The organism is Streptomyces spinoverrucosus, assembly GCF_006539505.1.
In the GTDB taxonomy this organism is placed as follows: Bacteria; Actinomycetota; Actinomycetes; order Streptomycetales; family Streptomycetaceae; genus Streptomyces; species Streptomyces spinoverrucosus.
The window spans coordinates 42,674-69,441 of the sequence record NZ_BJND01000039.1; the positions used below are offsets into that span (position 1 = coordinate 42,674).

Sequence of the window (26,768 nt, forward strand, 5' to 3'; positions counted from 1 at the left end):
TCGCGTCCACCGGCCCATTCCACGAGGCCCGGACGTCAGGGCACCCGGACCGGTTGGCCGGGCGCACTGTCGGCAGGTCCTCGGACTGACTCTCGTACCACGACATGCGGGCATACGTGTACGAGTACACCGTTGCGGGACAGTTCCGGATTCGCACCGGATTCCCCTGCGGCGACAGCGAGCATGAGCATACATCTTGTGCCGGGTGCGGAAGCCACCCCCATATGTTGTGTCGCCGATGACTTCAGAGCGTCAACTCGTAGGTGATTAGCGTGATGTCGTCGAGGTGGGGGATCGGGTTCCAGTCGCGGTCCGGTGTGCGGGTGAAGCCCAGGCGTTCGTAGATGCGGTGGGCCGAGTGCATGGTGCGCTGGGTCGACAGGACGATGCGCGTGCAGCGGGGCGTGGTGCGTGCGCGGTCGATGCAGGCGCGAACGAGGGCTTCGCCGATACCTCGGCCGCGGGCCTCGTGGGCGACGGCGAGCATGCGGATCTCCGCCTCTCCGGGGCGCGCTATGTCGGCCATGGGGCCGCCGGACGGGACGAAGGTCACGCCGCCGAGGATCCGGTCGCTCTGTGCGGCCACCAGGACCTCGGCTGCGGCGGCTCGTTTGGCGACGTTGCGGAGTTCGTCGAGGTATTCGTCGCTCTCGCCGAAGTCGAGGAGGCCGTCCTGGAGGTAGGCCTGGGCCGTGATGTCGCCGAGGGTTTGGTAGTCGGTGGGGTGGGCGGGGCGGATGGCTATGTCCATGGGGGTGAGTGTGTACGACAGCGGGCCGCCGTGGTGCTTGGTGTTGGCGGCCCGCTGCGGGTTGTGTGGGGTTGAGCGCGCAGTTCCCCGCGCCCCTTTGGGGCGTTGTTCTCGCGTTCCTTAGTGGCTGGACCCCGCAGTCGCCGGGGGGAGTTCCACCTGTACGCCGGGGTCGCCTGCGTCTGCCGTGTAGTCCGAGGGCTTGGTTTCGTCCACGCCCTCGGGGGCCTTCGCCGCCTTCAGGACGAAGGTGAGGACCACCGTCACCACCAGGTTCAGGATGAACGCCGTCAGGCCGATGTAGCCGATCTCGCCGATGCCGGGGATCTCCGCCGACGAGCCGCCGAAGTGCTTCTGTGTCGGCGAGGCGACGCCGTACGCCGCGACCGTGCCGTAGATCATGCCGACCGCCCAGCCGGCCAGCAGCGCCCAGCGGTGGAACCAGCGGGTGAACAGGCCGCCGACCAGGGCGGGCATGGTCTGGAGGATCCAGATGCCGCCGAGGAGCTGGAAGTTGATCGCGACCGTCTTGTCCATGCCGAGGACGAAGACCAGCGCACCGACCTTCACCAGCAGGGACACCAGCTTGGAGACCTTGGTCTCCTGAGCGGGCGTGGCGTCCGGCTTGATGAAGTCCTTGTAGATGTTGCGGGTGAAGAGGTTCGCCGCCGCAATCGACATGATGGCCGCCGGGACCAGCGCGCCGATGCCGATCGCCGCGAACGCGATGCCCGTGAACCAGTCCGGGAACATGTTCTCGAACAGCTGCGGGATGGCCAGCTGGCCGTTCTCCACCTTGATACCGGCCGCGATGGCCATGAAGCCGAGCAGGCCCAGCATGCCCAGCATCAGCGAGTACAGCGGCAGGATCGTGGAGTTGCGGCGGATCACGTCCCGGCTGCGGCTGGACAGCACAGCCGTCACGCTGTGCGGGTACATGAACAGCGCGAGCGCCGAGCCCAGCGCCAGCGTGGCGTACGTCCACTGCGAGGCGGCGGTCGGTACTAGTCCGCCGGCACCCGCCGCCGTGTACTTCTCGCTCGCCGCGCTGAAGATGTCGTCGAAGCCGCCCAGCTTGATCGGGATGTAGATGATCGCGACGGCGATGACGATGTAGATCAGAGTGTCCTTCACGAATGCGATCAGGGCCGGCGCCCGCAGACCCGACGAGTACGTGTACGCGGCCAGCACACCGAAGGCGATGAGCAGCGGAAGGTCCTTGATGAACCAGTTGGTGTCCTCACCGCCGCCGATGCCCATCACGTCCAGCACGGCCTGGATGCCGACCAGTTGGAGCGCGATGTACGGCATCGTGGCGAGGATGCCGGTGACCGCCACCGCCAGGGACAGACCCTTCGAGCCGAAGCGGCCGCGGACGAAGTCCGAGGTGGTGACGTACCCGTGCTTGTGGGAGACCGACCACAGCCGCGGCAGGAAGACGAACATCAGCGGGTAGATGAGGATCGTGTACGGCACCGCGAAGAAGCCCGCCGCGCCCGCCGCGTAGATCGCCGCCGGTACGGCGACGAAGGTGTACGCCGTGTAGAGGTCGCCGCCGAGCAGGAACCAGGTGATCCAGGTGCCGAACGACCGGCCGCCCAGGCCCCACTCGTCGAGGCTGTGCTCGTTCTCCGCCTTGCGCCAGCGCGCGGCGAGGAAGCCCATCACCGTGACGGCGACGAAGAAGAGGATGAAGACGGCGAGCGCGACGCCGTTCACGCCGTCGTTCATGCTCCCGCACCCCCCTGCGCCTTACGGGCACGCTGGTCGCGCTGCCACAGCCGGTAGGCGATCATGGTGAGCGCGGTGGAGATCACGACCCAGGCCATCTGGTACCAGTAGAAGAACGGGATGCCGATGAACGTCGGCTCCGCCTTCGCGTACGAGCTCACCCAGAGCATGGCCACGAAGGGCGCTATCAGGCAGAGGGCGACGACGACGCGCACGGGCGTCACCACCGGCCCTCTGTTCACATCTGGGGCATCTGACATGTGACGGCTCCGTCCCCTCACTGATCACCTGGTGTAATGCGCAGGCAATCTAGGTCACGGTGTCCCGCCACCGGAAGCCCTTGTTCACATATCGGTATCTCAGCCCGGTATCTCAGCAGCAGCGGAAACCCTGCCGCGGGTCCTTTTCCTGCCGGTCTGTCCGCATTCGCTCGAACTCTCGCCGGGACGGCACCTCCGCCTCCGGGTGGTCCTTGCGAACATGCGCGACATAGCGGTCGTACGCCGACTCGTCGGTCAGCTCACGGACGTACCAGCGCGACGCCCCTAAGCACGCGTGTCAGCGGTGACGGCATGGCGCGCCTCCTCCTTCTCCTGCGGTGTAGGGAAGAGCCCGGCCGGTGCCACGAGCTTCGACTCGACGTACGGCACCTCGCTGAGCGTGGTCAGCGCGGGCCGTCGCAGGTGCCGGACGCAGATCCGGGCCGCGTCCACCAGCACGACGACGATCAGCAGGGCGAGGACGGCGGACAGGACGCCGTCCACCGTGGAGTTGGTGACGACGGTGTGCATGAGAAGACCTTCTGCCAGCTGGCGGTCAGTGTGACGACGGCGTCCCAGGCGAGCGGAACGCCGGTGATCCACGCCCACTTGAGGCGGCCGGACTTCACCAGGAGGGTGGTGCAGACGGCGAGGGCGACGGCCGCCAGCAGCTGGTTCCGCAGACGATCGCGCTGGCCGTCGTATGCGATGACGGGAAGACCGTAAGGCGGGTGATGTGACCTGCGCTACACCGAGGCGGGGTGATGCCTCGGGCTTTATGCCTCGGGCCGCTTCAGCCGTGCGACGAACTTGTAGCGGTCGCCGCGGTACACCGAGCGCACCCATTCCACCGGCTTGCCGTCGCGGTCCAGGGAGTGCCGGGACAGCATCAGCATCGGCAGGCCGACGTCGGTGCCGAGGAGTCCGGCCTCCCTGGGGGTGGCCAGTGAGGTCTCGATGGTCTCCTCGGCCTCCGCGAGGTGGACGTCGTACACCTCGGCGAGGGCGGTGTAGAGGGACGTGTACTTGACGAGCGACCTGCGCAGGGCCGGGAAGCGCTTGGCGCTCAGGTGGGTGGTCTCTATGGCCATCGGCTCACCGTTGGCCATGCGCAGCCGCTCGATGCGCAGGACGCGGCCGCCGGCGGTGATGTCGAGCAGCTCGGCGAGCCGGTCGTCGGCCGTGATGTAGCCGATGTCCAGCAGCTGCGAGGTGGGTTCCAGGCCCTGGGCGCGCATGTCCTCGGTGTACGAGGTGAGCTGCAGCGCCTGCGAGACCTTCGGCTTCGCGACGAACGTGCCCTTGCCCTGGATCCGCTCCAGCCGCCCCTCGACCACCAGCTCCTGCAGGGCCTGGCGGACGGTGGTGCGCGAGGTGTCGAACTCCGCGGCCAGCGTGCGCTCGGGCGGGACCGGTGTGCCGGGCGGCAACGTCTCCGTCATGTCGAGCAGATGCTTCTTCAGGCGGTAGTACTTGGGCACGCGCGCGGTACGGACGGCCGTCCCGTTCTCGTTCTCCGCACTGCTGACCTCAGTGCTCATGCTCCGCCTTCCCGGGCTGCGTATGCGGCTCACATCGTGGCACGGCAGCGTACTGGCATGTCCTCCGTACGTTGCGTGATCCCTCTGTATACCGTCGCCTTCTGTTTTGGTCTAGTCCACAGCTTGAGTGGTCTAGTGGCAGTGTGCCTCGCTCGGCCGGTGTTTTCGAGGGCTTCTTACTTAAAGGTTCCTGCATATGTAGGTCCCATAACGGCTGGTCAAGGCCCTTCGAGCGCCCTTGACACCCTCCATGGTCTGGTCCAAGCTCCCCCTACTGGTCTACACCATTGGTCCAGGTCCCGGCCCATGGGCAGGGGGGTGTGGCATCCCTGAGGAGGGTGGCGTGAAGCGCAAGCTGATATCCGCGATCGGTGTCGCGGCAATGATGGTCTCCATCGCGGCGTGCGGGGGCGACAAGGGCGACGAGGGCAAGGCCGGGGCGGACGGCTACGCGGGCCAGACGCTCACGGTGTGGGTGATGGACGGCTCCTCGCCGGACCAGTGGCAGAAGGACGTCGCCGCCGCCTTCGAGAAGAAGACCAAGGCGAAGGTCAAGTTCGAGATCCAGCAGTGGAACGGCATCCAGCAGAAGCTGACCACCGCCCTGTCCGAGGAGAACCCGCCGGACGTCTTCGAGATCGGCAACACCCAGACCCCGGCCTACGCCAAGACCGGCGGCCTCGCCGACCTCGCGGACCTGAAGTCCGAGATCGGCGGCGAGTGGACCGAGTCGCTGAACAACTCCTCGGTCTTCGAGGGCAAGCAGTACGCGGTGCCGTGGTACTTCGCCAACCGCGTCGTCATGTACAACAAGAAGGTCTGGGCCGACGCCGGCATCAAGGACACGCCCAAGACCCGCGACGAGTTCTACGACGCCCTGAAGACCATCGGCGAGAAGACCGACGCCGAGCCGATCTACCTGCCCGGCCAGAACTGGTACCACTTCGTCGGCCTGGTGGTCGGCGAGGGCGGCGAACTGGTCAAGAAGGAGGGCGACAAGTACGTCTCCAACCTCGACGACCCGAAGGTCGCCGCCGCCATGGAGACGTACAAGAAGTTCCAGGCCCTGTCCAAGGCGCCCAAGGACAAGGACGAGGCCACCCCGCAGCAGGGCGAGGTCTTCGCCAAGGGCAACGTCGGCGCCATCATCGCGATGGGCTGGGAGTCCGGCATCGCGATCGAGGCCAACCCCAAGATCGAGGAGCAGATCGGCTACTTCACGATCCCCGGTGCCACGGCCGACAAGCCCGAGGGCGTCTTCCTCGGCGGCTCCAACCTCGCGGTCGCCGCGGGCAGCCAGAAGCAGGAGCTCGCCAAGGAGTTCCTGAAGATCGCCCTGTCCGACGAGCACGAGGGTCAGCTGGCCAAGCTCAACGGCGTCATCCCGAACAAGGAGTCGCTGCAGACCAACCTGAAGGGCAACGTCGTCGCCGAGGCGGCCGCGCCGGCCGCCGCGGGCGGTGGCACCACGCCGCTGATCCCGGAGTGGGCCGCCGTCGAGAACGCGCCCAACCCGATCAAGACCTACATGACCGCCGTGCTGAACGGCAAGACCCCGGCCGAGGCCGCCCAGCAGGTCGAGGACGAGTTCAACAAGCGGCTGTCACAGGAGAGCTGAGCGCATCGGGGGTGGGAGCCGTCATGCGGTTGCCACCCCCGTGCTCCACGTAGGTCGAGAGAGAGATCGCGAGCATGACCGTGCAGACCGAACGGCCGCCCTCCGGTCCGGTGGATGTGGTGAAACCCGGCGGCCCGGACTCCGGCGGGCCCGGGCCGCGCGCCGCGGCACGCCTCGGGGCGTTCGCCCCGTACCTGTTGCTGCTGCCCGCCTGCGCGGCCACCGTGCTGCTGCTCGGCTGGCCGCTGCTGAAGGACGTCCTGCTGTCCTTCCAGAACCTCAACATGGCGCAGCTGATCCAGCACGTCACCGAGTGGAACGGCGTCGACAACTACAAGGAGGTCCTCACCGGCGAGGACTTCTGGCGGGTCACCCTCCGCTCGATCCTGTTCACGGCGGCCAACGTCGTCCTGATCATGGTCCTGGGCACGCTGGTCGGCCTGCTGCTGGCCCGCCTCGGCAGGCGGATGCGGGTGACGCTGATGATCGGGCTGGTGCTGGCCTGGGCTATGCCGGTGGTGGCCGCGACCACCGTCTACCAGTGGCTGTTCGCCCAGCGCTTCGGCGTCGTCAACTGGGTGCTGGACAAGCTCGGCTGGCACTCGATGGCCGACTACAGCTGGACCAGCAGCCAGATGTCGACGTTCTTCGTCGTGACCGTGCTGATCGTGTGGATGTCCATCCCGTTCGTGGCGATCAACCTGTACGCGGCGACCACGACGATCCCGGGCGAGCTGTACGAGGCCGCCGCGCTGGACGGCGCCGGCGCGTGGCGGAGCTTCACCACGGTGACGCTGCCGTTCCTGCGGCCGTTCCTCTACGCGACGACCTTCCTGGAGATCATCTGGGTCTTCAAGGCGTTCGTGCAGGTCTTCACCATCAACGGCGGCGGCCCCGACCGGCTCACCGAGATCCTGCCCGTCTACGCCTACATCGAGGGCGTCGGCAACCAGCACTACGGCATGGGCGCGGCGATCGCGGTCCTGACCATCCTGATCCTGCTCGCCCTCACCGCCTATTACTTGCGGATCGTGCTCAAGCAAGAGGAGGACGAGCTGTGAAGCGCTCGCTCTTCGGCCGCCTGTGGCCCAACGTCACGGCCGTCGTCCTGTTCATCGGCTGCGTCTTCCCCGTCTACTGGATGTTCGCGACGGCCTTCAAACCGACCGGCGACATCATCTCGGAGGACCCGGTCTGGTTCCCGACCGACGTGACCCTTGAGCACTTCCGGACGGCGACCGACGCCGACCACTTCTGGACGTTCGTCACCAACTCGCTGACCGTCACCGTCCTCGCCGTCGTCTTCTCGCTGATCATCGCGCTGGCAGGCTCGTTCGCCCTGGCGCGGATGCGGTTCAAGGGGCGGCGCGGCTTCGTCGTGGGCTTCATGGTCGCCCAGATGGCGCCCTGGGAAGTCATGATCATCGCGATGTACATGATCGTGCGGGACGCCTCGATGCTGAACAGCCTCGTCCCGCTGACGGCCTTCTACATGATGATGATCCTGCCCTTCACCATCCTCACACTGCGCGGCTTCGTCGCCGCCGTGCCGAGGGAGCTGGAGGAGGCCGCGATGGTCGACGGCTGCACCCGGGTCCAGGCCTTCCGCCGGGTCATCCTGCCGCTGCTCGCGCCGGGCCTGATGTCCACCTCGATGTTCGGCTTCATCACCGCCTGGAACGAGTTGCCCCTCGTCCTGGTGCTGAACAAGGACATCGAGGCCCAGACGCTGCCGCTGTGGCTGACCAGCTTCCAGAGCGTCTTCGGCAACGACTGGGGCGCGACCATGGCGGCGTCCTCGCTGTTCGCGATCCCGATCCTCATACTCTTCGTCTTCCTGCAGCGCAGGGCCGTCAGTGGTCTGACCGCCGGCGCGGTGAAGGGATAACGCCCTCGATGACCACATTCGCCAGCGACACCGACACACTGACACGTGACGCGCTGACGGTCCTCCAGCCCGGCTTCACCGGCACCGCGGCCCCCGACTGGCTGCTGCGCCGCCTCGGCGAGGGCCTCGCCTCCGTCGGCCTGTTCGGCCGCAACATCTCCTCATCCGAGCAACTCGCCGCCCTGACCGCCCAGTTGCGTGCGGAACGGGACGACGTCCTGGTCGCCATCGACGAGGAGGGCGGTGACGTCACGCGCCTGGAGGTGCGGACGGGCTCCTCCTTCCCCGGCAACCACGCCCTCGGCGCGGTGGACGACGTGGAACTGACGAGGGAGGTGGCCGCGGAGTTGGGCCGCCGCCTCGCGGCCTGCGGGGTGAACTTCAACTGGGCCCCGTCGGCGGACGTCAACTCCAACCCGGGGAACCCGGTCATCGGCGTACGGTCGTTCGGCGCCGACCCGGCACTGGTCGCCCGGCACGCCGCCGCCTACGTCACCGGCCTGCAGTCGGTGGGAGTGGCGGCCTGCACCAAGCACTTCCCCGGCCACGGCGACACGAACGTCGACTCCCACCACGCCGTGCCCCGCATCGACGCGGACCCGACCGTGCTCGGGGACCGGGAACTGGCCCCGTTCCGCGCGGCGATCGCGGCGGGCACACGGGCGGTGATGAGCGCCCACATCCTCGTCCCCGCACTGGACCCGGACCGCCCGGCGACGCTGTCGGGCAAGGTGCTCACGGAACTGCTGCGCGGCGACCTCGGCTACGACGGCCTGATCGTCACCGACGGCATGGAGATGCAGGCCATCGCGGCCACTTACGGCATCGAACGCGGCAGCGTCCTCGCCGTCGCGGCCGGCGCCGACGCGATCTGTGTGGGCGGCGGCCTGGCCGACGACGAGACGGTACGGCGCCTGCGCGACGCCCTCGTGGCGGCGGTGCGCGCCGGTGAACTCGCCGAGGAGCGGCTGGCGGACGCGGCGGCACGGGTCCGCAGGCTGGCGGCCTGGACGGCCTCCGCGGCGAAGGCTGCCGACCTGGGCGGCGCCGACAGCGAGGTGGGTCTGCGGGCGGCCCGACGGGCGTTGCGGGTGACGGCGGCGGACACCTTCACGCCGCTCACCGAGGCGCCTTACGTCGCCGCGCTCACCCCGGTCGCCAACATCGCCGTCGGTGAGGAGACGCCCTGGGGCGTGGCGGCGGAGCTGACCGCCCTGCTCCCCGGCACGCAGGCGGGCACGTTCATGGGGGACGACGCGGGCGGCGCGGCCCTGGCGGCGGCGGGGGAGTGCCGCATCGTGGCGGTTGTCCGCGACGAACACCGGCACCCGTGGATGGCGACGGCCCTCGACACGCTCCTGTGTGCCCGCCCGGACACGATCGTGGTCGAGATGGGCGTCCCCCAGGCCGCTCCCCGGGGCGCGCTGCACATCGCGACATACGGCGCTGCGCGGGTGTGCGGGCGGGCGGCGGCGGAGGTCATCGCCGGGGTGTGAGAGCTGCGGGGTCCTCTCCTTTGGACGTCCTCTCCCGGGGAGAGGAGGATCGGAAGGGTGAGACCGCACCGAGGGCTCTGCCCGGAGGTGATGCCGCGATGACACCCCCCACTGAACGATCAAGCCGGTCCTCCGCGGCCGTCGGCATGAGACCGCCGCCGCGAGCGGTGGGCGCCGCCGACGTGGGACTGCTTCTCCTCCGACTGGCAGTGGGCGTGATCCTGGCGGGTCACGGCGCGCAGAAGCTGTTCGGCTGGTTCGGCGGGCCGGGTCTCGACGCCACGGGGAAGGCCTTCGCCGAGCAGGGGTACGAGCCGGGCGCCTTCTTCGCCGGGCTGGCGGGAGCCTCCGAGGTCCTCGGTGGCCTGGGCCTGGCCGTCGGGCTGCTCACCCCGCTCGCCGCGGCGGCCACGGTCGGGGTAATGATCAACGCCATGGCGTCGGCACCCGAGTACAGCCTGTGGCCTGCCGGGCCCCCGTCGTTCGCATACCCCCTGCTCCTCTGCGTCGCCGCCCTCACCATCGCCGCAGCGGGCCCCGGCCGCCTCTCCCTCGACACCTTCTTCCCTTGGCGGGACGGCGGCTGGATCCCGTTCCTCGTGGCACTGGGCTTGGGTGTGCTGGCGGGGGTGCTGGTGTTGGTTTTGTGAGGCGTATGTGGCTGGGGGCGGCTGGTGCGGGGGCCGGGCGCGGCGGAACGGTCCTGGGGGCGGCTGGGCGGTCCGCGGCGGGGTGACGGGTGCCGGGCGTGGCAGGCAGGTCCGGGGCGCGCGGTGACTGGTCCCGGTGGCGGCTGACCGGTCCGGGGCGTCGCGGCCCGTGCCGGTGACGGCAGGTCGGTCCGGGGCGCGGTGACGGGTCCCGGGGCTGGTCCCGGTGGCGGCTGAGCGGTCCCGGCCGCGGCTGAGCAGTCCCGGCGGTGGCAGGCCGGTCCGGGGCGCGGCGGTTGGTTCCGGTGGTGGCAAGCCGGTCTGGGGCGTGGTGACTGGTCCCGGCGGCTGGTCCCAGCGGCGGCTGACTGGTCCCGGCGGTGGCAGGCCGGTCCGGGGCGCGGCGGTTGGTTCCGGTGGCGGCTGGCCGGTCTGGGGCGTGGTGACTGGTCCCGGCGGTGCGGCAGATTGGTCCCGGCGGCGGCACCCGTCCGGGACGCGGCGGCTCGTCCCGGCGACGGAAGGCCGGTCCCGGGCACGGCAGACCGGCCCAGCCAGCTCGCGGCCCCGGCCACGGCAGACCGGTCCGGTCGCGACAGACGGGCCCAGCAATAGACCGCCCGGCCAAGGACAGACCGGCCCCGGTCACCACCAGGACCCACCAGTCCGGCGCCCGCCACGCCCCGTCGGCTAAATCCCCTGCCACTCCGGCTTATTGGCGTACGTGTGCCGGAAGTAGTCCGCCAGCTTCAGCTCGGACGCGGCGGCCTCGTCGACCACCACGGTGGCGTGCGGATGCAACTGCAGTGCCGACGCCGGGCACACCGCCGCGACCGGCCCCTCCACCGTCGCCGCGACCGCGTCCGCTTTCCCCTCACCCGTCGCCAGCAGCACCAGGTGCCGCGCCTCCAGGATCGTCCCGATGCCCTGCGTGATGACGTGGTGCGGGACCTGGTCGATGTCGCCGTCGAAGAACCGCGCGTTGTCGATCCGGGTCTGCTCGGTCAGCGTCTTGATCCGGGTCCGTGAGGCGAGCGAGGAGCAAGGCTCGTTGAACCCGATGTGCCCGTCCGTCCCGATCCCGAGCAACTGCAGATCCACGCCACCGGCCTCGGCCAGCGCCCTGTCATACGCCTCGCACGCACCGGGAATGTCCTCGGCCGTACCGTCCGGCCCCATGAACGCGTCCATCCCGATCCCGAGCGGCTCCAGCACCTCCCGCCGCAGCACCGACCGGTACGACTCCGGATGCTCGGCCGGCAGCCCCACGTACTCGTCGAGCTGCGCTATCCGCGCCCGCGAGGCGTCCACCGCGCCGGACCGCACCTTGGCCGCCAGCGCCTGGTAGATGGGCAGCGGCGTCGAGCCGGTGGCCACGCCGAGCAGTGCGTCGGGCTTGCGTCTGAGCAGCTGCGCCATGGCCTCGGCGATCAGCTCGCCGCCCGCCTTGGCGTCGGGAACGATGACAACTTCCACGCTGGGCCTGCCGATCTGAAGAGGGGACTCGAAGGGCACCCGGAAGGGGCCATGTGGTTTAGACCAATCTAACAGAGCGGCCCTCTCGGACCCAGGTGAAGACAAGCCGAAGGCTGCATGCTTGCGGAGGCGGGAGCCGGGGCGGGGGAGTGGAATGGTGCTGTCAGGAGACAGGGCCGAGACGCAGAGGAACCCACATGACCGCCACGACCCCGTACCCTCACGACCCCCACGCCCCCCACAGCGAGGTCCCCGGCCGGATCATGGCGCGGGAGATGGCCGAGCAGCCGGCGGTACTGCGCCGGATCCTGGACAAGGGCGCCCCCGCCATCCGCCAGGTGGCCCAGGACATCGCCGCCCGCACACCCCGCTTCGTCCTGCTGACCGCCCGCGGCACCTCCGACAACGCCGCTCTCTACGCCAAGTACCTCCTCGAAGTCCGAGTCGGCTTCCCCTGCGGCCTCACCTCCATGTCCACCACGACGGCCTACGGCGCCCGCCCCGACCTCACCGACGTCCTCGTCATCACCGTCAGCCAGTCCGGCGGCTCCCCGGACCTGGTCGCCTCCACTCGGGCCGCCCGCGAGGCCGGTGCGATCACCCTTGCCGTCACCAACAACCCGGACTCCGCGCTGGCCGGCGTCTCCGAGTACCACATCGACATCCTGGCCGGACCGGAGAAGGCGCTCCCCGCGACCAAGACCTACACGGCCTCGCTCCTCGCGCTCTACCTCTTCGTCGAGGGCCTGCGCGGCGGCGACGGCGCCCCGGCCAAGGTGCTGCCCGGCCTCGCCGAGCGCCTGCTCGCCCGGCACGACGAGGTCCGCGCCCTCGCCGCCCGCTATCGCTTCGCCGAGCGCATGGTGATCACCTCACGCGGCTACGGCTACCCAACGGCCAAGGAAGCCGCCCTCAAGCTCATGGAGACCAGCTACATCCCCGCCCTGTCCTACTCCGGCGCCGACCTCCTGCACGGTCCCCTCGCCATGGTCGACAACGTCTCCCCGGTCATCGCGGTCGTCACCGACGGCAAGGGAGGCGAGGCGCTCGAGCCCGTACTCGACCGGCTGCGCGGCCGGGGCGCCGACCTGGTCGTCATCGGACCCAGGAGCGAGGTCGAGCGCGCCTCCGCCGGTTTCGTCCTGCCCACCGAGGACGTCGCCGAGGAGGTCCAGCCCATCCTGGAGATCATCCCGCTCCAGCTCCTGGCCTACGAGGTCACCATCGCCCGCGGCCAGGACCCGGACGCCCCTCGCGCGCTGGCGAAGGTGACGGAGACGCGCTGAGAGATCACGACGGGCGCGAGCGCATGCAGGGGGGCGAGTGCATGCAAGGGGGCGAGTGCATGCAAGGGGAACACCTACGTCAGCGAACCCCCGGTCGCGTCCACCCAGCTCCCTGTCACCCACCGCGCCCCACCCGAGGCCAGGAAAGCCACCACATCCGCGACGTCGGCGGTCTCGCCCACCCGGCCGAGCGCCGATATCGCGGCGGCTTGCGCCCACCCGCCCTCGGTTCCGTACAGCAGCCCCGCCGTGTTGTCGGTGTCGATGATCCCGGGCGCCACCGAGTTCACCGTGATGGCCCGGGGGCCGAGCACCTTGGAAAGGTCCCGGGAGAAGACGTCCAGCGCGCCCTTCGTCATCGCGTACGCCATGTTGTCCGGCATCACTGCGGTCCGGGCGAGCCCCGACGAGACGTTGATGACCCGGCCGCCGTCCCGCAGTCGCGCCATGCCGTGCCGGACGATGAAGAACGGCGCTTTCACGTTCACCGCGAAGACCCTGTCGAACTCCTGCTCCGTGATCTCGTCGATCGGGCGTGTGTTCCCGATCCCGGCGTTGTTCACGAGGATGTCCAGTCCGTCGGCGTGCCGGTCGAACTCCGCCCACAGTGCCTCGACGTCCCCCGGCAGCCCCAGCTCCACGCCGATCGTGAACGCCGCGCCGCCCGCCGCCTCGATCGCGGCCACCGTCTCCTTCGCCGCCGTCTCGTTCCTGCCGTAATGGACCGCGACCCGCGCGCCGTCCCGCGCCAGCCGCTCGGCGATTCCTCGCCCGATGCCCCTGCTCGCGCCCGTGACCAGCGCCGTCCTGCCCGTGAGCACGCCCATGCCGCCGCCCCCTTCGTATTTTCCTAGCGGTCGCTACAGAAAGACCGTACAACACCCCGCCGACATTTCTCTAGTGCCCGCTATAAAATGCCCTCCATGGTGAACAGTCCGAAGACCGGGAACGCCGGGGAGAGCAAGGCGAAGGGCAGGCCACGTGGTCGCCCCCGCTCCTTCGACCGCGCGACCGCGCTGGAGAAGGCCCTGATGGCCTTCTGGGAACACGGCTACGAGGCCACCTCCGTCTCCGATCTCACCCGTGTCATGGACATCGGCGCCCCCAGCCTCTACGCGGCCTTCGGCGACAAGCGCTCCCTCTTCGAGGAGGTCGTCCAGGAGTACGGCACGAGATACGGCTTCTTCACCGAGCGCGCCCTCGCCGAGGAGCCCACCGCCCGGGCCGCCGTTGAACGGACCCTGCGTGAAGCCGCCGTCCAGTACACGGAACCCGGGCATCCGCACGGCTGCCTCGTCATCCACGCCGCAGCCAACTGCACCACCCCAGAGGTCGAACAGTCCCTGCGAGCCCGGCGCAACGCCAATATCGCGGCCTTCGAAAACCGCATAAAAACGGACATCGCCACAGGCGAGCTCCCACCCGACACCAACGCCGCCGCCCTGGCCCGTCACGCCGGCGCCATGATCCAGGGCATGTCCCAACAGGCGCGCGACGGCGCGAGCCGCGCAGAACTGGAGGCTCTCGCGGAAATTGCCATGGCCATCTGGCCCCGTACGTGAGCCAGGCGGGTTAGGCTGCGAAGCGCCAACTCCACACAGTCTTCAACAACAAACCGCCCCCAACGCATGGACACGGGTAGTGGTCTAGTCCACAATGCGTGCAGGGCGACGTAGAAACGAAGAGCCTCCGTCTTCCCCGCACAGGAAGGCGGATCGAGGAACCGGTGCTCTCTGCCCTGACTGCCCCGGCTCCTCATCCTTCGGCCGACCGGGACCGCACACCCCACGGCCGATGTTGCTCCGGGCTGCGGTGCCGGGAGGGTTGAGGGTCCCTCCCAGGCGCCGCGGCCCGCGGGTGTTTTCGGCCCCGTCCAGACACTTTTAGGACCTGCACAAACCCCCAGGTACGCTCGCAGACGTGCCCTCCATGAACGAACTGGTCCGCCAGCACACCGCCCTCGACGACTCCGATCTCGAGTGGCTCCATCTGCTGGTCTCGGAGTGGCAGCTGCTCTCCGACCTCTCCTTCGCCGACCTGGTCCTGTGGGTCCCCACCCGCGACGGCACCCGCTATGTCTCCGTCGCCCAGATGCGGCCCAACACCGGCCCCACCTCCTACCAGGACGACATGGTCGGCCACCTCGTCCCGCGCGGCCGCCGCCCCATGCTGGACGCGGCGCTGGACGAGGGCCGGATCGTGCGCGAGGGCGACCCGGAGTGGCGCGAGGAGGTCCCGGTCCGCGTCGAGTCGATTCCGGTACGACGGGAAGGCCGCGTCCTCGGTGTCATCGCCCGCAACACCAACCTCCTCACCGTGCGCACCCCGAGCCGCCTGGAGCTGACGTACCTCCAGAGCGCCTCGGACCTGGCGCAGATGATCGCGGCCGGTGCCTTCCCCTTCGCGAACCAGCAGCTCGACATGGACGCCTCGCCCCGCGTCGGCGACGGCCTGATCCGGCTCGACGCGGACGGCATCGTCCAGTACGCCTCCCCGAACGCGCTGTCCGCCTACCACCGCATGGGCCTCGCCGCCGACCTCGTCGGCCACCATCTCGGCCGTACGACCGCCGAACTCGCCCCGACCCGGGGCCCGGTGGACGAGGCGCTGGCCAAGGTGGCGAGCGGCTGGGCGCCACGCGAGTTCGAGATCGAGGCCAACGACGGGGTCATCCAGTTCCGGGCCATTCCGCTCAAGCCCAAGGGCACCCGCATCGGTTCCCTCGTCCTGCTGAGGGACGTCACCGAACTGCGCCGCCGCGAGCGCGAGTTGATCACCAAGGACGCCACCATCCGGGAGATCCACCACCGGGTGAAGAACAACCTCCAGACCGTGGCCGCGCTGCTGCGCCTCCAGGCCCGGCGCATCGAGTCCGAGCGCGGCCGCGCGGCCCTCGAAGAGGCGGTACGCCGGGTCGGCTCGATCGCGATCGTGCACGAGACGCTCTCTCAGAACCTGGACGAGCGCGTGGAGTTCGACGAGATCGCCGACCGGGTGCTGGCGATGGTCGCCGAGATCTCCCCGGGCAAGGTCACCGGCCGGCGCAGCGGCCGCTTCGGCATCCTGGACGCCGAGGTCGCCACCCCGCTGTCGATGGTGCTCACCGAGGTGCTGCAGAACGCCCTGGAGCACGGCTTCCGCGAAGGCGACACCGGCACGGTGGAGGTGTCGGCCGTGCGGGGCGGTACGACGAAGGAGGCCCGCCTGCTGGTCACGGTCCAGGACGACGGAGTCGGCCTGCCCGAGGGCTTCGACCCGCGCACCTCAGGAAACCTCGGCCTGCAGATCGTACGGACGCTGGTGGAGGGCGAGTTGGGCGGTACGTTCGACATGGTCCCGGCACCGGAGCGCGGCACGCGGGTCATCCTCGACATCCCGGTGCGCGCACAGAAGTGACGCACGCGCACAGCAAAGAACCCCGGACCGTAGGAACGGTCCGGGGTCAGTGCGCATCGGGGGTACTGCGCGCTGCGGCTCGGGGGCGGGAGATGCGTACTCGCTGTACGCGCCGCCAAGCTCAGGCTGTCACGCGGGGTGGGTAGATCAGGCGGAGGCCTGACGGGCCCGGTTGCGGGCGGCGCGGCGCTTCATGGCGCGGCGCTCGTCCTCGCTGAGACCACCCCAGACGCCGGAGTCCTGGCCGGACTCGAGCGCCCACTGCAGACACTGCTCAATCACCGGGCAGCGACGGCAGACGGCCTTGGCTTCCTCGATCTGCAGCAGCGCAGGACCGGTGTTGCCGATGGGGAAGAAGAGCTCGGGGTCTTCCTCGCGGCAAACGGCGTTGTGACGCCAGTCCATGGCTGCTACCTCTCCTTGGTATTACGTGAAGATTGCTTGTGAATGTGAACGCTTTCACGAATCCCTCAACAAGTGAAGGGCCGACCGCCGAGTCTTCCCCGGCGTGGTCCTTGGTGTGAAGAGGGGTTCCGGTGATCTGTGGAGGCCGGTGTTGCGGGCCGTCCCGATCGCCATGTAGAGACTCGCAAACCTCGGCGGCGGATACAACCCCTTCCGGAAAGTTTTTTTTGATTCCTCGGTGTCGACTAGGTCACAGCCGTACTTCCATGGGGTGGATCCTGGCCTAAACGTTCGAGTGAAAGGACTTTAGCCCCTTCTGCTCACACAATCACACGCAGTGCACGGCGTACGCCTGTGAACGTCACGCTGGTACGCAGCCCGAGGTGGTCACCGTCCATCTGAAGGGGCAGTGGCGCCTTCGAATGCAAGGTGAACTCACTCAGGTCGTGCAGGGAGACGGCGTGCTTGCCATGGGGTCCGCGCTCGGGGGACGAAGTGAGCAACTGGGTGCCATACCGGGCAACCGCGGCCGTCGACATCCGGCTGAGGGCGAACACATCGAGTCCGGTGTCGAACGACGCCTTGGGCGAGGCGTACATCGGGCGATTGCCGAGAAACGTCCAGGGGGCGGTGTTCGACGCTATGCACAGGAGCAGATCCGTCACCGGGTCCTCGCCCGCCCGCTCCAGGGTGATCAGGCCGTGCCGGCGGCTCGGCTCGCCCAGCAGCTGGCGCAGCACCTGACGGACGTAGAGCGCGTGCGTCGACTTCCGGCCGCGTTCGCGCTGCTGCTCGACCCGGCCCACGACGCCGGCGTCGAAGCCGAGTCCCGCGTTGAAGGTGAACCAGCGGGACGGCACCGCCTCGTCCTCGGTGCCCTTCGTGCCCGAGGTCAGACCCAGTCCGACGGTCCGCTCGCTGCCCTCGCGCAGCGCGTCCAGCAGGGCGCCGGTGGCCTCGACGGCGTCGTTGGGCAGGCCCAGGGCGCGGGCGAAGACGTTGGTGGAGCCGCCGGGGACCACGGCGAGGCCGGGGAGGTGGTCGGGGTCGGGGCCGTTGTGCAGGAGGCCGTTGACGACCTCGTTGACCGTGCCGTCGCCGCCGAGGGCGACCACGAGGTCGATGTCGTCGCTCTCCGCGGCCTGCCGGCCCAGGTCGCGCGCGTGCCCGCGGTACCCGGTGGTGACCGCCTCCAGCTTCATCTCACTGGCGAGCGCATGAATCAGGACATCGCGCGTACGTGCGCTTGTGGTGGTTGCCGCCGGATTGACCACGAGAAGTGCACGCATGACTGGCAGGGTACCTACTGGGTGGTACCGGGCACAGGCCGGACCGGGATCCGGCGGGAGATCGAGGCGTGAGCCTGGACACGGGTGACCGGAGCCGTGCGCGGGGCCTTCCACGGGGCCTTCCGGGGCTTCGGGAACCCGAGGGCTACCCTTCTGGGGTGAGCTCTCAGCAGAACCCCACCCCCGCTTCCGAGGCCGCCGCAGAGGCCGGCCCCCGTCCCGTCCGGCTGACCGTGGCGGCGGCGCTGGCCGCGCTGGAGGGGCTCGCGCTGGTGGTCGGCGGCATCTGGATCCTCGTACTCGGACTGACCGGGCACCCGGACGACCGGCAGCAGGCCGTGACGGGCGGCGTCACGCTGATTGTGCTCGCGCTGCTGCCGCTGCTCGCCGCGCGCGGGCTGCTCGGCCGGCGCAGCTGGAGCCGCGGCCCGGCCGTCATCACGCAGATCATCTCGCTGCCGGTGGCCTACAACCTGCTCCAGGCCGACAGCATGGCCATCCCGGGCGGCATCGCCCTGGCGGCCGTCGCGGTCGCGTCCCTGGTCCTGCTGCTCAACCCCGAGACGACCCGGGCCCTCGGAATCCGGGGACCCGGCAACGCGGAGAAGTAGCGCCGACTACTCCTCGACCAGCAGCTTCTCCCGCAGCTGCGCCAGCGTCCGGGCCAGGAGCCGGGAGACGTGCATCTGCGAGATGCCGACCTCCTGCGCGATCTGCGACTGGGTCATGTTGCCGAAGAAGCGCAGCAGCAGGATCCGCTTCTCGCGCGGCGGGAGGTCCTCCAGCAGCGGCTTGAGCGACTCGCGGTACTCCACGCCCTCCAGCGCCTCGTCCTCCGCGCCGAGGGTGTCGGCGACGGCCGGGGACTCGTCGTCGGTGTCGGGGACGTCCAGGGACAGCGTGGAGTACGCGTTGGCGGACTCCAGGCCCTCCAGGACCTCCTCCTCCGAGATCGCCAGCTTCTCGGCGAGCTCGTGGACCGTGGGGGAGCGGCCGTGCAACTGCGACAGCTCCGCGGTCGCCGTGGTCAGCGACAGGCGCAGCTCCTGCAGCCGGCGCGGCACGCGCACCGCCCAGCCCTTGTCACGGAAGTGCCGCTTGATCTCGCCGACGACCGTCGGGGTCGCGTACGTCGAGAACTCCACGCCGCGGTCCGGGTCGAAGCGGTCGACCGACTTGATCAGGCCGATGGTGGCGACCTGGGTGAGGTCGTCCAGCGGCTCGCCGCGGTTGCGGAAGCGGCGCGCGAGGTGCTCGACGAGCGGCAGGTGCATCCGGACCAGCTGGTTGCGCAGCTCCGCGTACTCCGGGCTGCCCTCCTTCAGCTTGCGCAGCTCCACGAACAGGGCGCGCGCACCGCTGCGGTCCTGCGGATCGTGCTGCGTGGGCTGTGCGCCGCGCGCGGCCGCCGTGTCAGGCGTGCCGGGCGTGTCGTGCTGCGCGTCGGGCACCTCCTGCACGTCCTGCTCCGCGTATCGCTCGTGCTCGCTCATCGTCCCGCCCGTCGCCCTTCCCCGAGCCCTCGTCTCCTCCCCCACTCTCGACTTCGCTCGAGCGGGAGGACCCCCATGGACAGGGGACACCCCCATCCGCAGCTCCAGAGGCGCACTCTGCACGGCACCCTCCTGATCCCGCTGCCCATCGTCCAGGAAGCCGGCCTCCGACGCGTCGGAGCCGTCCTCCGGGTGCGGCCGTGCCTGCTCGGGGATGCCGTCGATGCCGTCCGTCATGCGACGGGCACCGCTCGGACCGTCCCCCAAGCTCTCGGCTCCGCTCGCGCCGGGGGCGCCTCCGGGCACCCCCGGCGGCAGCTCCCGTGTGCCGCGCTCTTCGTCCCGCACCGGCCCGTCCCCGTTCCTCACGCCGGCCCGGGTCCCGCGCCGCGCTGTTTGTAGAGGCTGATCGAAACGGTTTTGTCGTCGTCCACGGCGGAGGAGACCTTGCCTGCGAGGGCGGACAGCACGGTCCAGGCGAAGGTGTCCCGCGAAGGGGCGTGACCGTCGGTCGTGGGCGCCGAGACGGTGACCTCCAGCGAGTCGTCGACGAGCCGGAAGACACAGCTGAGCACCGAGCCGGGCACGGCCTGCTGGAGCAGGATCGCGCAGGCCTCGTCCACCGCGATGCGCAGGTCCTCGATCTCGTCGAGGGTGAAGTCCAAACGGGCCGCGAGGCCGGCCGTGGCCGTCCGCAGCACCGACAGGTAGGCACCCGCAGCCGGCAGCCGGACTTCCACGAAGTCCTGGGTCGCGGGCTCGCCTGCGATCTGGGACACCCTCACCTCCAAGGTGGTACAAGCTCTACGGGGCCGAGGGTCGCCCCTCGGGGTAACGCGATGTGTGTTCAGCGGTGACGCTACCGCGCTCGGAACCTACCTGTCCCCGGGACCCCAACCCCTTGCTGTCACTCATAGTAAACACATGAATACGCACAGTGGCTAGAGGGTGGGCGCCCCCAATTGGGAAGAGCGCGCGCCGGGTTGACGTACCCACACGTCAGACGCTCGAACCGTCGGGCCGGGAGGTCACGAGCCGGTCACACGAGCACGTGGTCCACGAAACACCATCGCCAATTCTCCCCCGGTTCGAACGTCCTCATCACCGGATGACCGGACTCCTTGAAATGCTCCGTCGCGTGCCGGCCCGGCGAGGAGTCGCAGCAGCCGACATGACCGCAGCTGAGGCACAGTCGCAGCTGCACCGGATGCGAGCCGTCCGCCAGGCACTCGGGGCAGGTGTCCGTGAGGGCACCGGGCTCCGGGTGCGGCAGCGCGTCGGCATGCGTGCACTGTTTCATGATTGCCAGGTTACGACGGGCGTGCGGAAGGCCGCGCGGAAAAACGAGGCGGGCGAGAACCATGGACGTGATGCCACTGCTGATGCTGGTGGCGGGCAGTGCCGCGATCGCGGCGGCCGGCCGGCGCACCCCCGTGCCGGCGCCGCTGCTGCTGGTCGCGGTCGGCCTCGCGGTGTCGTACGTGCCCGGAGTGCCGGACTACCACCTCGACCCGCACATCGTGCTGCCGCTGATCCTGCCGCCGCTGCTGCACACCGCGGCCACCGAGAGCTCCTACCTCGACCTGCGCGCACAGCTGCGGCCGGTCGCGCTGCTGTCGGTCGGGTACGTGCTCTTCGCGACCTTCGTCGTCGGCTGGGCCGCCTATGTGATCGTCCCGGGGCTGCCGCTGACCGCGGCGCTGGTGCTGGGTGCGGTGGTGGCGCCGCCGGACGCGGTCGCGGCGACCGCGATCGCCCGCCGGGTCGGACTGCCGTCCCGGCTCACCACGATCCTGCAGGGCGAGTCCCTGGTGAACGACGCCACCGCGATCACCGCCTACCGCGTCGCCGTCGCGGCCGCCGTCGGCGAGAGCGCCACGTGGGCCGGCGGGATCGGCGAGTTCCTGCTCGCGGCGATCGGCGGCATCGGCGTCGGACTCGTCCTCATGGTGCCGATCCACTGGCTGCGCACCCACCTCAAGGAGCCCCTCCTCCAGAACACCCTCTCCCTGCTGATCCCGTTCGTCGCCTATGCCGTCGCCGAGGAGGTGCACGCCTCCGGTGTCCTCGCGGTCGTCGTGGTCGCCCTGTACCTCGGACACCGCGCGTGGGAGGTCGATTTCGCGACCCGCCTCCAGGAGGGCGCGGTCTGGAAGATGGTCGCCTTCGTCCTGGAGTCGGCGGTGTTCGCCCTCATCGGCCTCCAACTGCCCGTGGTACTCGAAGGACTGGGGGAGTACGAGGGGCTGGAGACCGCCTGGTACGCGCTCGCCGTCTTCCTGGTGGTCGTCGCGGCCCGGTTCGTGTGGGTGTACCCGTCGGTCCTCCTGCCGGGGATGCTGTCGGAGCGGATCCGGGAACGGGAGGCGAACCTCACCTGGAAGGGCGCGTTCATCGTCTCCTGGGCCGGGATGCGGGGCGTGGTCTCGCTGGCCATCGCGTTCTCGATCCCGCAGGTCGTGGAGGGCGGCGAGCCCTTCCCCGGCCGCAACCTGATCCTCTTTTTGACCTTCACGACGGTCATCGGCACCCTCGTCGTCCAGGGCCTCACCCTGCCCCCGCTGATCCGGCTGCTCAAACTGCCCGGCCGGGACGCCCAGGCCGAGACGCTCGCCGAGGCCAACGCCCAGGCCCAGGCGTCCCTCGCCGCCGAGCGACGCCTCGACGAACTCCTCGCCGACGAGCGCAACGCCCTGCCCGAGCCGCTCGCCGACCGGCTGCGCGCGGTCCTGGAGCGCCGCCGCAACGCCGTCTGGGAACGCCTTGGCCAGCCCAACCCCATCACCGGCGAAACCGCCGACGACACCTACCGCCGCCTCGCCCGGGAGGCGATCAGCGCCGAGCGCGAGGTGTTCGTGAAGCTGCGCGACGGTCGCTATATCGACGACGAGATGTTGCGGACGTTGTTGCGCCGGTTGGACCTGGAGGAGGCGGCGGCGTATCGGGAGGCGACGTAGGCGGGTTCACATAAAGGGCCGGCCGGTCACGACGGCCGCCACCGTGCTCCCGCGCGCGAAGGCGCCTTCCTCGGCCAGGGTCATAAGTCCGTACAGCATTTTGGCGACATACAGACGCTCGACGGGCAGCCCGTGCCGGTCCTCGAAGTCCGCGGCGAAGGAGTCGAGTTCGGGGGTGGTGCGGGCGTAGCCGCCGAAGTGGAAGCGGTCGTCGAGGTGCCAGTCGCCGCGCGGCCCACCGAAGGCGGCCTCCTGGAGGTGCCGTATGCCGGCGGTCAGGAAGCCGCCCTTGAGCACCGGTATGCCCAACGCGCGCTGCCCGGGGCCCAGCCCCGCCGCCAGCCCCGCCAGCGTCCCGCCCGTTCCGCAGGCGATCGCCACGACGTCCGCCTGCCCGCGCAACTCCTGGCCGAGCGCCTGGCAGCCGCGTACGGCCAGCGAGTTGCTGCCGCCTTCGGGGACCACGTACGCGTCCTCGGCGCCGATCGTGCGTAGCAGGGCGGCGAGGGTGTCCGGCTCGGTCTTGCGTCGGTACGTCGATCTGTCGACGAAGTGCAGGCGCATGCCGTCGGCCACGCAGCGGGCGAGGGAGGGGTTTAGGGGCCGGTCGGCGAGTTCCTGGCCGCGGACCACGCCGACGGTGGCGAGGCCGAGGAGGCGGCCCGCGGCGGCGGTGGCGCGCAGATGGTTGGAGTACGCGCCGCCGAAGGTGAGGACCGTGTGGCCATGGGCCGCGGTGAGGTTGGGCGCGAGCTTGCGCCACTTGTTGCCGATGAGGTCGGGGTGGATCAGGTCGTCGCGCTTGAGGAGGAGCCGTACGCCCCGCCGCGCGAAGCGGTCGTCGTGCGCCTCCCGCACCGGGGAGGGAAGCCGCGGGTGCAGGGTCGCCAGGGCGTCGGGGCTGGTCACCAGGCCATTGTCGCCCGCGGGCTACTTCAGTCGCTCGGCGATCCGCTGTCGCATCGCGGCCATCGTGAACCCACGCGGGTCCACCTTCCCCGGCTGCCACTCCAGATGGCCGATGACCGACCGGTGCGTCCAGCCGTGCTGCCGGCACACCGCGGCGGCCGCCCGCTCGATGGCCTCCAGCTGGGCCTCGGGCCAGGGGTCCTCGCCGTCGCCGAGGTTCTCGCACTCGAAGCCGTAGAAGTGGCGGTTGCCGTCGGTGTTCTTCTCGTTGTCCGGGGGCAGCGCCTTCTCCGCGATCACCGCGCGCAGGACGTCGTCGTCGCCGAGGCCCGCGTGGTTGGCGCGGCCGTAGCCGACGAGGTGGACCCTGCCGTCCTTGGTGATGACGCCGTGGCACAGCGGTCCGGGCAGGCCGTCGTAGCCGTTCCGGCAGAGGTCCACGGTGTACTCGCTGCCCTGGGTCACGGTGTGGTGGATCATCACGCCGTGCACGGGACCCCACGGGCCCACGTGGTTGCGGTTGTGCTCTCTCCAGTCGCCCACCTCGACAACGGTGAGGCCTTCGTCCTGCAGGCAGTCGAGGAAACGGTTCGCGGGCAGGGGTGAGGCCATGTGTGCCTCCTTCGTGCGGCGCGACGACCGCCCGTCGCGGCCGCCTCGTACATGCTGCTTGTACCGAATCGCGAGGAACCGGAACCGCCCGTTCGTACAGTGAGCGAGCGGATTCGGTCAGGCTGGTGGTCGCACAGCGGCCACACACCGTTCGAAGTGGAACCCATGTGTGCCCAGCGGGAGTTGATCCAATCCCGCTCGTTCGGGTAATAGCACGAACGCGGTGTGTGATGGAAGGCTTGCTCGCGGAGATCGGTGCCCGGCGCACACCGCTGCCAGGGCATGACCGGGAGGGCAATTCCTTATGTCGGTAGGCGAAGAGGTCCGCACGGAGCAGACCAAGCCGCAGCAGAGTCTCGGCACGGCGGCCGCGCGGAACCTGGCCACCACGACCAAGTCCGTACCCCAGATGCAGGAGATCAGCTCGCGCTGGCTGCTGCGCATGCTGCCGTGGGTGGACGTGCAGGGCGGCACGTACCGAGTGAACAGGCGGCTCAGTTACGCCGTGGGTGACGGACGCATCACCTTCGTGAAGACCGGCGACCGTGTCGAGGTCATCCCCGCGGAGCTGGGCGAGCTGCCGGCGCTGCGGTCGTACGAGGACGCGGAGGTGCTGACCGAGCTCGCCCAGCGCTGTGAGCAGCGCGAGATCCCCGCGGGCGAGGTGATCGCCGACTTCGGCAACCAGACCGATGAGGTGTACCTGCTGGCGCACGGCAGGGTGGAGAAGATCGGCCCCGGTCCGTACGGCGACGACGAGAGCCTCGGCGTACTCGCCGACGGGGCGTACCTCGGCGAGCAGGCGCTGCTCGACCCGGACGCCATCTGGGAGTTCACGGCCCGCGCGATCACCCCCTGCACGGTCCTCGTCCTGTCCCGCCAGGACGTCGAGCAGCTCGCCGAGCGCGCGGACTCGCTGCGTGAGCACCTGGAGCAGCGGCGGTCCATTCCGCGGCAGCGCACCAACAAGTACGGCGAGAAGGAGATCGACCTCGCGGCCGGTCACGAGGGCGAGCCGGACATCCCGCACACCTTCGTGGACTACGAGGCGCGGCCCCGCGAGTACGAACTGAGCATCGCCCAGACCGTGCTGCGCATCCACACGCGCGTGGCCGACCTGTACAACCAGCCGATGAACCAGACCGAGCAGCAACTCCGGCTGACCGTCGAGGCGTTGAAGGAACGCCAGGAACACGAGCTGATCAACAACCGTGAGTTCGGCCTGCTGAACAACTGCGAGTACGACCAGCGGATCCAGCCGCACGACGGTGTGCCCGGCCCGGACGACATGGACGAGCTGCTCAGCCGCCGGCGCGGCACCAAGATGTTCCTGGCCCACCCGCGCGCGATCGCCGCGTTCGGCCGTGAGCTCAACAAGCGGGGCCTGGTGCCGGAGACGATCGACGTCGCCGGGAACCGCATCCCGACCTGGCGCGGTGTCCCGATCTACCCGTGCAACAAGATCCCGGTCACCGAGGCCCGGACCAGCTCGATCATCGCCTTGCGTCTCGGCGAGGCGGACCAGGGTGTGATCGGTCTGCGCCAGTCCGGTATCCCGGACGAGATCGAGCCCAGTCTGTCGGTGCGGTTCATGGGCATCAACGAACAGGCCATCATCAAGTACCTCGTGACGGCCTATTACTCGGCGGCGGTTCTGGTGCCGGACGCGCTCGGCGTGCTGGAGAACGTCGAGATCGGCCGCTGGCGGTGACCTTCCCGGTCCGTGTGTCGTGTCCCCGCCCGTCAGGGCGGGTACACCTCGGGGTATGCGCCCGGCCGGAGCGGAAGCGCCACTGCCCGCAGACTCTCCCAGGGGGGACCTCGATCCCATGACCGAGTCCATGACCGAGTCGACGACCCAGCCCACGCACCAGTCCACCACCCAGGCCGTGACCACCCAGACCCTGACCACCCACTCCCTGGCCAGAGAGGAAAGGCGGAGTTCCATCGCGACCCAGACGGACAGCGGTCCGGGACCGGTCGACGGCCCCGAGGCGGCGGTGATCCTGGAGGGTGCGCGGGCGATGGTGGATCCCGAGCTGCGCTCGGCGGTCGACTCGCTGCCCGGGGCAATGCGCCGGATCGCGCGCTACCACTTCGGCTGGGAGCACGCCGACGGATCCCCGGCGGCGGGTAACGCGGGCAAGGCGATCCGGCCGGCGCTCGTCCTAGCCGCGGCCGCCGCGCTCGGCGGCCCCCGGGCACAAGCGAGTGCCGTACGGGCGGCCGCCGCGGTGGAGCTGGTGCACAACTTCACGCTGCTGCACGACGACGTGATGGACCGGGACACCACCCGCCGGCACCGTCCCACCGCGTGGACGGTGTTCGGCGACACCGACGCGATCCTCGCCGGCGACGCCCTCCAGGCGCTCGCCCTGCGCCTGCTCGCGGAGGACCCGCACCCGGCGTCCGCGACCGCCGCCGCCCGGCTCGCGGCCTGCGTCGTCGAGCTGTGCGAGGGCCAGCAGGCCGACACGGCGATGGAGCGGCGCGGGCCCTGCGAGGTCAGCCTCGACGAGGTCCTCGCCATGGCCGAGGCCAAGACCGGGGCGCTGCTCGGGTGCGCGTGCGCGCTCGGCGCGCTGTACGCCGGGGCCGCCGCGGCCGATGTCGAGGCGTTGGACGCGTTCGGCCGGGAGTCCGGGCTCGCCTTCCAGCTCATCGACGACGTCATCGGCATATGGGGCGACCCGAGCCGCACCGGCAAGCCGGCCGGGGCTGACCTCGCCGCCCGCAAGAAGTCCCTGCCCGTGGTCGCCGCGCTGGCCTCCGGGACACCGGCGGCCGTCGAACTCGCCGAGCTGTACGAGGTGCCGTACGCGGGCGGTGACCTGGAGCCCACGGTGCTGGCCGTGGAGCGGGCCGGCGGGCGGGACTGGGCGCAGGTCCAGGCGTCCGAGCGGATGGCGCGGGCCATGCACGAGCTGTCCCGTGCGATTCCCGACCCGGAGGCGGCGGGCGGGCTGCTCGCCCTCGCCGAGTTCGTGACGCGCCGCAGCACCTGAGCGGC

Annotated in this window: 26 protein-coding genes, 1 pseudogene and 1 riboswitch; of the genes and pseudogenes, 12 read left to right on the forward strand and 15 right to left on the reverse strand. The window is 69.9% G+C overall.

Annotated features, from left to right (window positions below):
- Positions 1 to 54: 54 nt before the first annotated feature.
- Positions 55 to 191: riboswitch (cobalamin riboswitch) on the reverse strand.
- 53 nt (positions 192 to 244) lie between these two features.
- The 6 genes and pseudogenes from SSP24_RS25360 to SSP24_RS25385 all read right to left on the reverse strand — a co-directional run bounded on the left by SSP24_RS25360 (position 245) and on the right by SSP24_RS25385 (position 4,283).
- Positions 245 to 751, reverse strand: coding sequence for a GNAT family N-acetyltransferase (locus tag SSP24_RS25360; RefSeq protein ID WP_141312010.1), 507 nt, complete (start codon positions 749 to 751; stop codon positions 245 to 247).
- A gap of 120 nt (positions 752 to 871) precedes the next feature.
- A complete protein-coding gene (gene mctP / locus SSP24_RS25365; protein ID WP_141312011.1) occupies positions 872 to 2,482 on the reverse strand; it encodes a monocarboxylate uptake permease MctP in 1,611 nt (536 codons plus the stop codon).
- Positions 2,479 to 2,742: a DUF3311 domain-containing protein gene (locus tag SSP24_RS25370; RefSeq protein WP_141312012.1), complete on the reverse strand. Its 264-nt coding sequence runs from the start codon at positions 2,740 to 2,742 to the stop codon at positions 2,479 to 2,481. The genes mctP and SSP24_RS25370 overlap by 4 nt, the downstream gene beginning before the upstream one ends.
- Positions 2,743 to 2,854: 112 nt before the next feature.
- Positions 2,855 to 3,001: a YbdD/YjiX family protein gene (locus SSP24_RS25375; RefSeq protein ID WP_141312056.1), complete on the reverse strand. Its 147-nt coding sequence runs from the start codon at positions 2,999 to 3,001 to the stop codon at positions 2,855 to 2,857.
- 26 nt (positions 3,002 to 3,027) lie between these two features.
- A pseudogene (locus tag SSP24_RS25380) lies at positions 3,028 to 3,425 on the reverse strand (carbon starvation CstA family protein); the annotation flags it as partial.
- A gap of 93 nt (positions 3,426 to 3,518) precedes the next feature.
- Entirely contained in the window at positions 3,519 to 4,283 is a 765-nt protein-coding gene (locus SSP24_RS25385; protein ID WP_141312013.1) for a GntR family transcriptional regulator, read from the reverse strand.
- Positions 4,284 to 4,626: 343 nt separating this feature from the next.
- On the opposite strand from SSP24_RS25385, the gene SSP24_RS25390 reads away from it, so the two are divergent.
- From SSP24_RS25390 to SSP24_RS25410, 5 genes are all read left to right on the forward strand, one after another.
- The gene (locus SSP24_RS25390; RefSeq protein ID WP_141312014.1) at positions 4,627 to 5,901 is read left to right on the forward strand and encodes an extracellular solute-binding protein; all 1,275 of its coding nucleotides are present in this window, start codon (positions 4,627 to 4,629) and stop codon (positions 5,899 to 5,901) included.
- 74 nt (positions 5,902 to 5,975) lie between these two features.
- Positions 5,976 to 6,962 (forward strand): carbohydrate ABC transporter permease, encoded by a 987-nt coding sequence (locus SSP24_RS25395; protein ID WP_141312015.1) that lies wholly within the window; start codon positions 5,976 to 5,978, stop codon positions 6,960 to 6,962.
- The gene (locus SSP24_RS25400) at positions 6,959 to 7,789 is read left to right on the forward strand and encodes a carbohydrate ABC transporter permease (protein WP_141312016.1); all 831 of its coding nucleotides are present in this window, start codon (positions 6,959 to 6,961) and stop codon (positions 7,787 to 7,789) included. Before SSP24_RS25395 ends, SSP24_RS25400 begins: the two co-directional genes overlap by 4 nt.
- A gap of 8 nt (positions 7,790 to 7,797) precedes the next feature.
- A complete protein-coding gene (locus SSP24_RS25405) occupies positions 7,798 to 9,285 on the forward strand; it encodes a glycoside hydrolase family 3 protein (RefSeq protein ID WP_141312017.1) in 1,488 nt (495 codons plus the stop codon).
- 98 nt (positions 9,286 to 9,383) lie between these two features.
- Complete coding sequence (locus SSP24_RS25410; protein ID WP_141312018.1) at positions 9,384 to 9,935, forward strand: DoxX family protein; 552 nt, start codon at positions 9,384 to 9,386, stop codon at positions 9,933 to 9,935.
- Positions 9,936 to 10,625: 690 nt separating this feature from the next.
- Here SSP24_RS25410 and nagB read toward each other — a convergent pair.
- Positions 10,626 to 11,411 carry a glucosamine-6-phosphate deaminase gene (gene nagB, locus SSP24_RS25415; protein ID WP_141312019.1) on the reverse strand — a complete coding sequence of 262 codons (786 nt, stop codon included), beginning with the start codon at positions 11,409 to 11,411 and terminating at the stop codon, positions 10,626 to 10,628.
- A gap of 197 nt (positions 11,412 to 11,608) precedes the next feature.
- Between nagB and SSP24_RS25420 the strand changes: the two genes are divergently transcribed.
- Positions 11,609 to 12,697: an SIS domain-containing protein gene (locus SSP24_RS25420; RefSeq protein WP_141312020.1), complete on the forward strand. Its 1,089-nt coding sequence runs from the start codon at positions 11,609 to 11,611 to the stop codon at positions 12,695 to 12,697.
- Between the two features lie 74 nt (positions 12,698 to 12,771).
- On the opposite strand, the gene SSP24_RS25425 is transcribed toward SSP24_RS25420, so the two are convergent.
- Positions 12,772 to 13,524, reverse strand: coding sequence for an SDR family oxidoreductase (locus SSP24_RS25425; protein ID WP_141312021.1), 753 nt, complete (start codon positions 13,522 to 13,524; stop codon positions 12,772 to 12,774).
- Positions 13,525 to 13,620: 96 nt separating this feature from the next.
- On the opposite strand from SSP24_RS25425, the gene SSP24_RS25430 reads away from it, so the two are divergent.
- Both SSP24_RS25430 and SSP24_RS25435 read left to right on the forward strand, forming a co-directional pair.
- Positions 13,621 to 14,259 (forward strand): TetR/AcrR family transcriptional regulator, encoded by a 639-nt coding sequence (locus SSP24_RS25430; RefSeq protein ID WP_141312022.1) that lies wholly within the window; start codon positions 13,621 to 13,623, stop codon positions 14,257 to 14,259.
- 358 nt (positions 14,260 to 14,617) lie between these two features.
- Positions 14,618 to 16,093, forward strand: coding sequence for a sensor histidine kinase (locus tag SSP24_RS25435; RefSeq protein ID WP_229865184.1), 1,476 nt, complete (start codon positions 14,618 to 14,620; stop codon positions 16,091 to 16,093).
- A gap of 147 nt (positions 16,094 to 16,240) precedes the next feature.
- Here SSP24_RS25435 and SSP24_RS25440 read toward each other — a convergent pair whose 3' ends face one another.
- Both SSP24_RS25440 and SSP24_RS25445 read right to left on the reverse strand, forming a co-directional pair.
- Complete coding sequence (locus tag SSP24_RS25440; protein WP_003992873.1) at positions 16,241 to 16,498, reverse strand: WhiB family transcriptional regulator; 258 nt, start codon at positions 16,496 to 16,498, stop codon at positions 16,241 to 16,243.
- 320 nt (positions 16,499 to 16,818) lie between these two features.
- Positions 16,819 to 17,787 carry a diacylglycerol/lipid kinase family protein gene (locus tag SSP24_RS25445; RefSeq protein WP_141312023.1) on the reverse strand — a complete coding sequence of 323 codons (969 nt, stop codon included), beginning with the start codon at positions 17,785 to 17,787 and terminating at the stop codon, positions 16,819 to 16,821.
- 158 nt (positions 17,788 to 17,945) lie between these two features.
- On the opposite strand from SSP24_RS25445, the gene SSP24_RS25450 reads away from it, so the two are divergent.
- A complete protein-coding gene (locus SSP24_RS25450; RefSeq protein ID WP_141312024.1) occupies positions 17,946 to 18,398 on the forward strand; it encodes a hypothetical protein in 453 nt (150 codons plus the stop codon).
- A gap of 6 nt (positions 18,399 to 18,404) precedes the next feature.
- Here SSP24_RS25450 and SSP24_RS25455 read toward each other — a convergent pair whose 3' ends face one another.
- The 3 genes from SSP24_RS25455 to SSP24_RS25465 all read right to left on the reverse strand — a co-directional run bounded on the left by SSP24_RS25455 (position 18,405) and on the right by SSP24_RS25465 (position 20,580).
- Positions 18,405 to 19,628 (reverse strand): RNA polymerase sigma factor SigF, encoded by a 1,224-nt coding sequence (locus SSP24_RS25455; RefSeq protein ID WP_141312058.1) that lies wholly within the window; start codon positions 19,626 to 19,628, stop codon positions 18,405 to 18,407.
- A 17-nt stretch (positions 19,629 to 19,645) separates the two neighbouring features.
- On the reverse strand, positions 19,646 to 20,059 hold the full coding sequence (locus SSP24_RS25460; protein WP_015657891.1) for an ATP-binding protein: 414 nt from the start codon (positions 20,057 to 20,059) through the stop codon (positions 19,646 to 19,648).
- A gap of 260 nt (positions 20,060 to 20,319) precedes the next feature.
- The gene (locus tag SSP24_RS25465; RefSeq protein ID WP_141312025.1) at positions 20,320 to 20,580 is read right to left on the reverse strand and encodes a UBP-type zinc finger domain-containing protein; all 261 of its coding nucleotides are present in this window, start codon (positions 20,578 to 20,580) and stop codon (positions 20,320 to 20,322) included.
- Between the two features lie 61 nt (positions 20,581 to 20,641).
- Here SSP24_RS25465 and SSP24_RS25470 point away from each other — a divergent pair, with 61 nt between their 5' ends.
- Complete coding sequence (locus tag SSP24_RS25470) at positions 20,642 to 22,237, forward strand: Na+/H+ antiporter (RefSeq protein WP_141312026.1); 1,596 nt, start codon at positions 20,642 to 20,644, stop codon at positions 22,235 to 22,237.
- A gap of 6 nt (positions 22,238 to 22,243) precedes the next feature.
- Here the strand turns inward: SSP24_RS25470 and SSP24_RS25475 are convergent, their stop codons facing one another.
- Positions 22,244 to 23,146: a 1-aminocyclopropane-1-carboxylate deaminase/D-cysteine desulfhydrase gene (locus tag SSP24_RS25475; RefSeq protein WP_141312027.1), complete on the reverse strand. Its 903-nt coding sequence runs from the start codon at positions 23,144 to 23,146 to the stop codon at positions 22,244 to 22,246.
- Between the two features lie 21 nt (positions 23,147 to 23,167).
- Positions 23,168 to 23,758: an N-acetylmuramoyl-L-alanine amidase gene (locus SSP24_RS25480; protein ID WP_174864706.1), complete on the reverse strand. Its 591-nt coding sequence runs from the start codon at positions 23,756 to 23,758 to the stop codon at positions 23,168 to 23,170.
- A 304-nt stretch (positions 23,759 to 24,062) separates the two neighbouring features.
- Between SSP24_RS25480 and SSP24_RS25485 the strand changes: the two genes are divergently transcribed.
- Both SSP24_RS25485 and SSP24_RS25490 read left to right on the forward strand, forming a co-directional pair.
- Positions 24,063 to 25,469 (forward strand): family 2B encapsulin nanocompartment shell protein, encoded by a 1,407-nt coding sequence (locus tag SSP24_RS25485; protein ID WP_141312028.1) that lies wholly within the window; start codon positions 24,063 to 24,065, stop codon positions 25,467 to 25,469.
- A 118-nt stretch (positions 25,470 to 25,587) separates the two neighbouring features.
- The gene (locus SSP24_RS25490; protein WP_167529699.1) at positions 25,588 to 26,763 is read left to right on the forward strand and encodes a family 2 encapsulin nanocompartment cargo protein polyprenyl transferase; all 1,176 of its coding nucleotides are present in this window, start codon (positions 25,588 to 25,590) and stop codon (positions 26,761 to 26,763) included.
- Positions 26,764 to 26,768 lie beyond the last annotated feature (5 nt).

Bases quoted from the DNA above. Each gene is read 5' to 3' on its own strand.
- SSP24_RS25370 (WP_141312012.1), bottom strand. From the start codon at position 2,742: ATGTCAGATGCCCCAGATGTGAACAGAGGGCCGGTGGTGACGCCCGTG.
- SSP24_RS25420 (WP_141312020.1), top strand. From the start codon at position 11,609: ATGACCGCCACGACCCCGTACCCTCACGACCCCCACGCCCCCCACAGC.
- SSP24_RS25485 (WP_141312028.1), top strand. From the start codon at position 24,063: ATGTCGGTAGGCGAAGAGGTCCGCACGGAGCAGACCAAGCCGCAGCAG.
- SSP24_RS25445 (WP_141312023.1), bottom strand. From the start codon at position 17,787: ATGCGTGCACTTCTCGTGGTCAATCCGGCGGCAACCACCACAAGCGCA.
- SSP24_RS25405 (WP_141312017.1), top strand. From the start codon at position 7,798: ATGACCACATTCGCCAGCGACACCGACACACTGACACGTGACGCGCTG.
- SSP24_RS25410 (WP_141312018.1), top strand. From the start codon at position 9,384: ATGACACCCCCCACTGAACGATCAAGCCGGTCCTCCGCGGCCGTCGGC.
- SSP24_RS25430 (WP_141312022.1), top strand. From the start codon at position 13,621: ATGGTGAACAGTCCGAAGACCGGGAACGCCGGGGAGAGCAAGGCGAAG.
- SSP24_RS25440 (WP_003992873.1), bottom strand. From the start codon at position 16,498: ATGGACTGGCGTCACAACGCCGTTTGCCGCGAGGAAGACCCCGAGCTC.
- SSP24_RS25465 (WP_141312025.1), bottom strand. From the start codon at position 20,580: ATGAAACAGTGCACGCATGCCGACGCGCTGCCGCACCCGGAGCCCGGT.
- mctP (WP_141312011.1), bottom strand. From the start codon at position 2,482: ATGAACGACGGCGTGAACGGCGTCGCGCTCGCCGTCTTCATCCTCTTC.
- SSP24_RS25395 (WP_141312015.1), top strand. From the start codon at position 5,976: ATGACCGTGCAGACCGAACGGCCGCCCTCCGGTCCGGTGGATGTGGTG.
- SSP24_RS25490 (WP_167529699.1), top strand. From the start codon at position 25,588: ATGACCGAGTCCATGACCGAGTCGACGACCCAGCCCACGCACCAGTCC.
- SSP24_RS25470 (WP_141312026.1), top strand. From the start codon at position 20,642: ATGGACGTGATGCCACTGCTGATGCTGGTGGCGGGCAGTGCCGCGATC.
- SSP24_RS25385 (WP_141312013.1), bottom strand. From the start codon at position 4,283: ATGAGCACTGAGGTCAGCAGTGCGGAGAACGAGAACGGGACGGCCGTC.
- SSP24_RS25360 (WP_141312010.1), bottom strand. From the start codon at position 751: ATGGACATAGCCATCCGCCCCGCCCACCCCACCGACTACCAAACCCTC.
- SSP24_RS25480 (WP_174864706.1), bottom strand. From the start codon at position 23,758: ATGGCCTCACCCCTGCCCGCGAACCGTTTCCTCGACTGCCTGCAGGAC.
- SSP24_RS25425 (WP_141312021.1), bottom strand. From the start codon at position 13,524: ATGGGCGTGCTCACGGGCAGGACGGCGCTGGTCACGGGCGCGAGCAGG.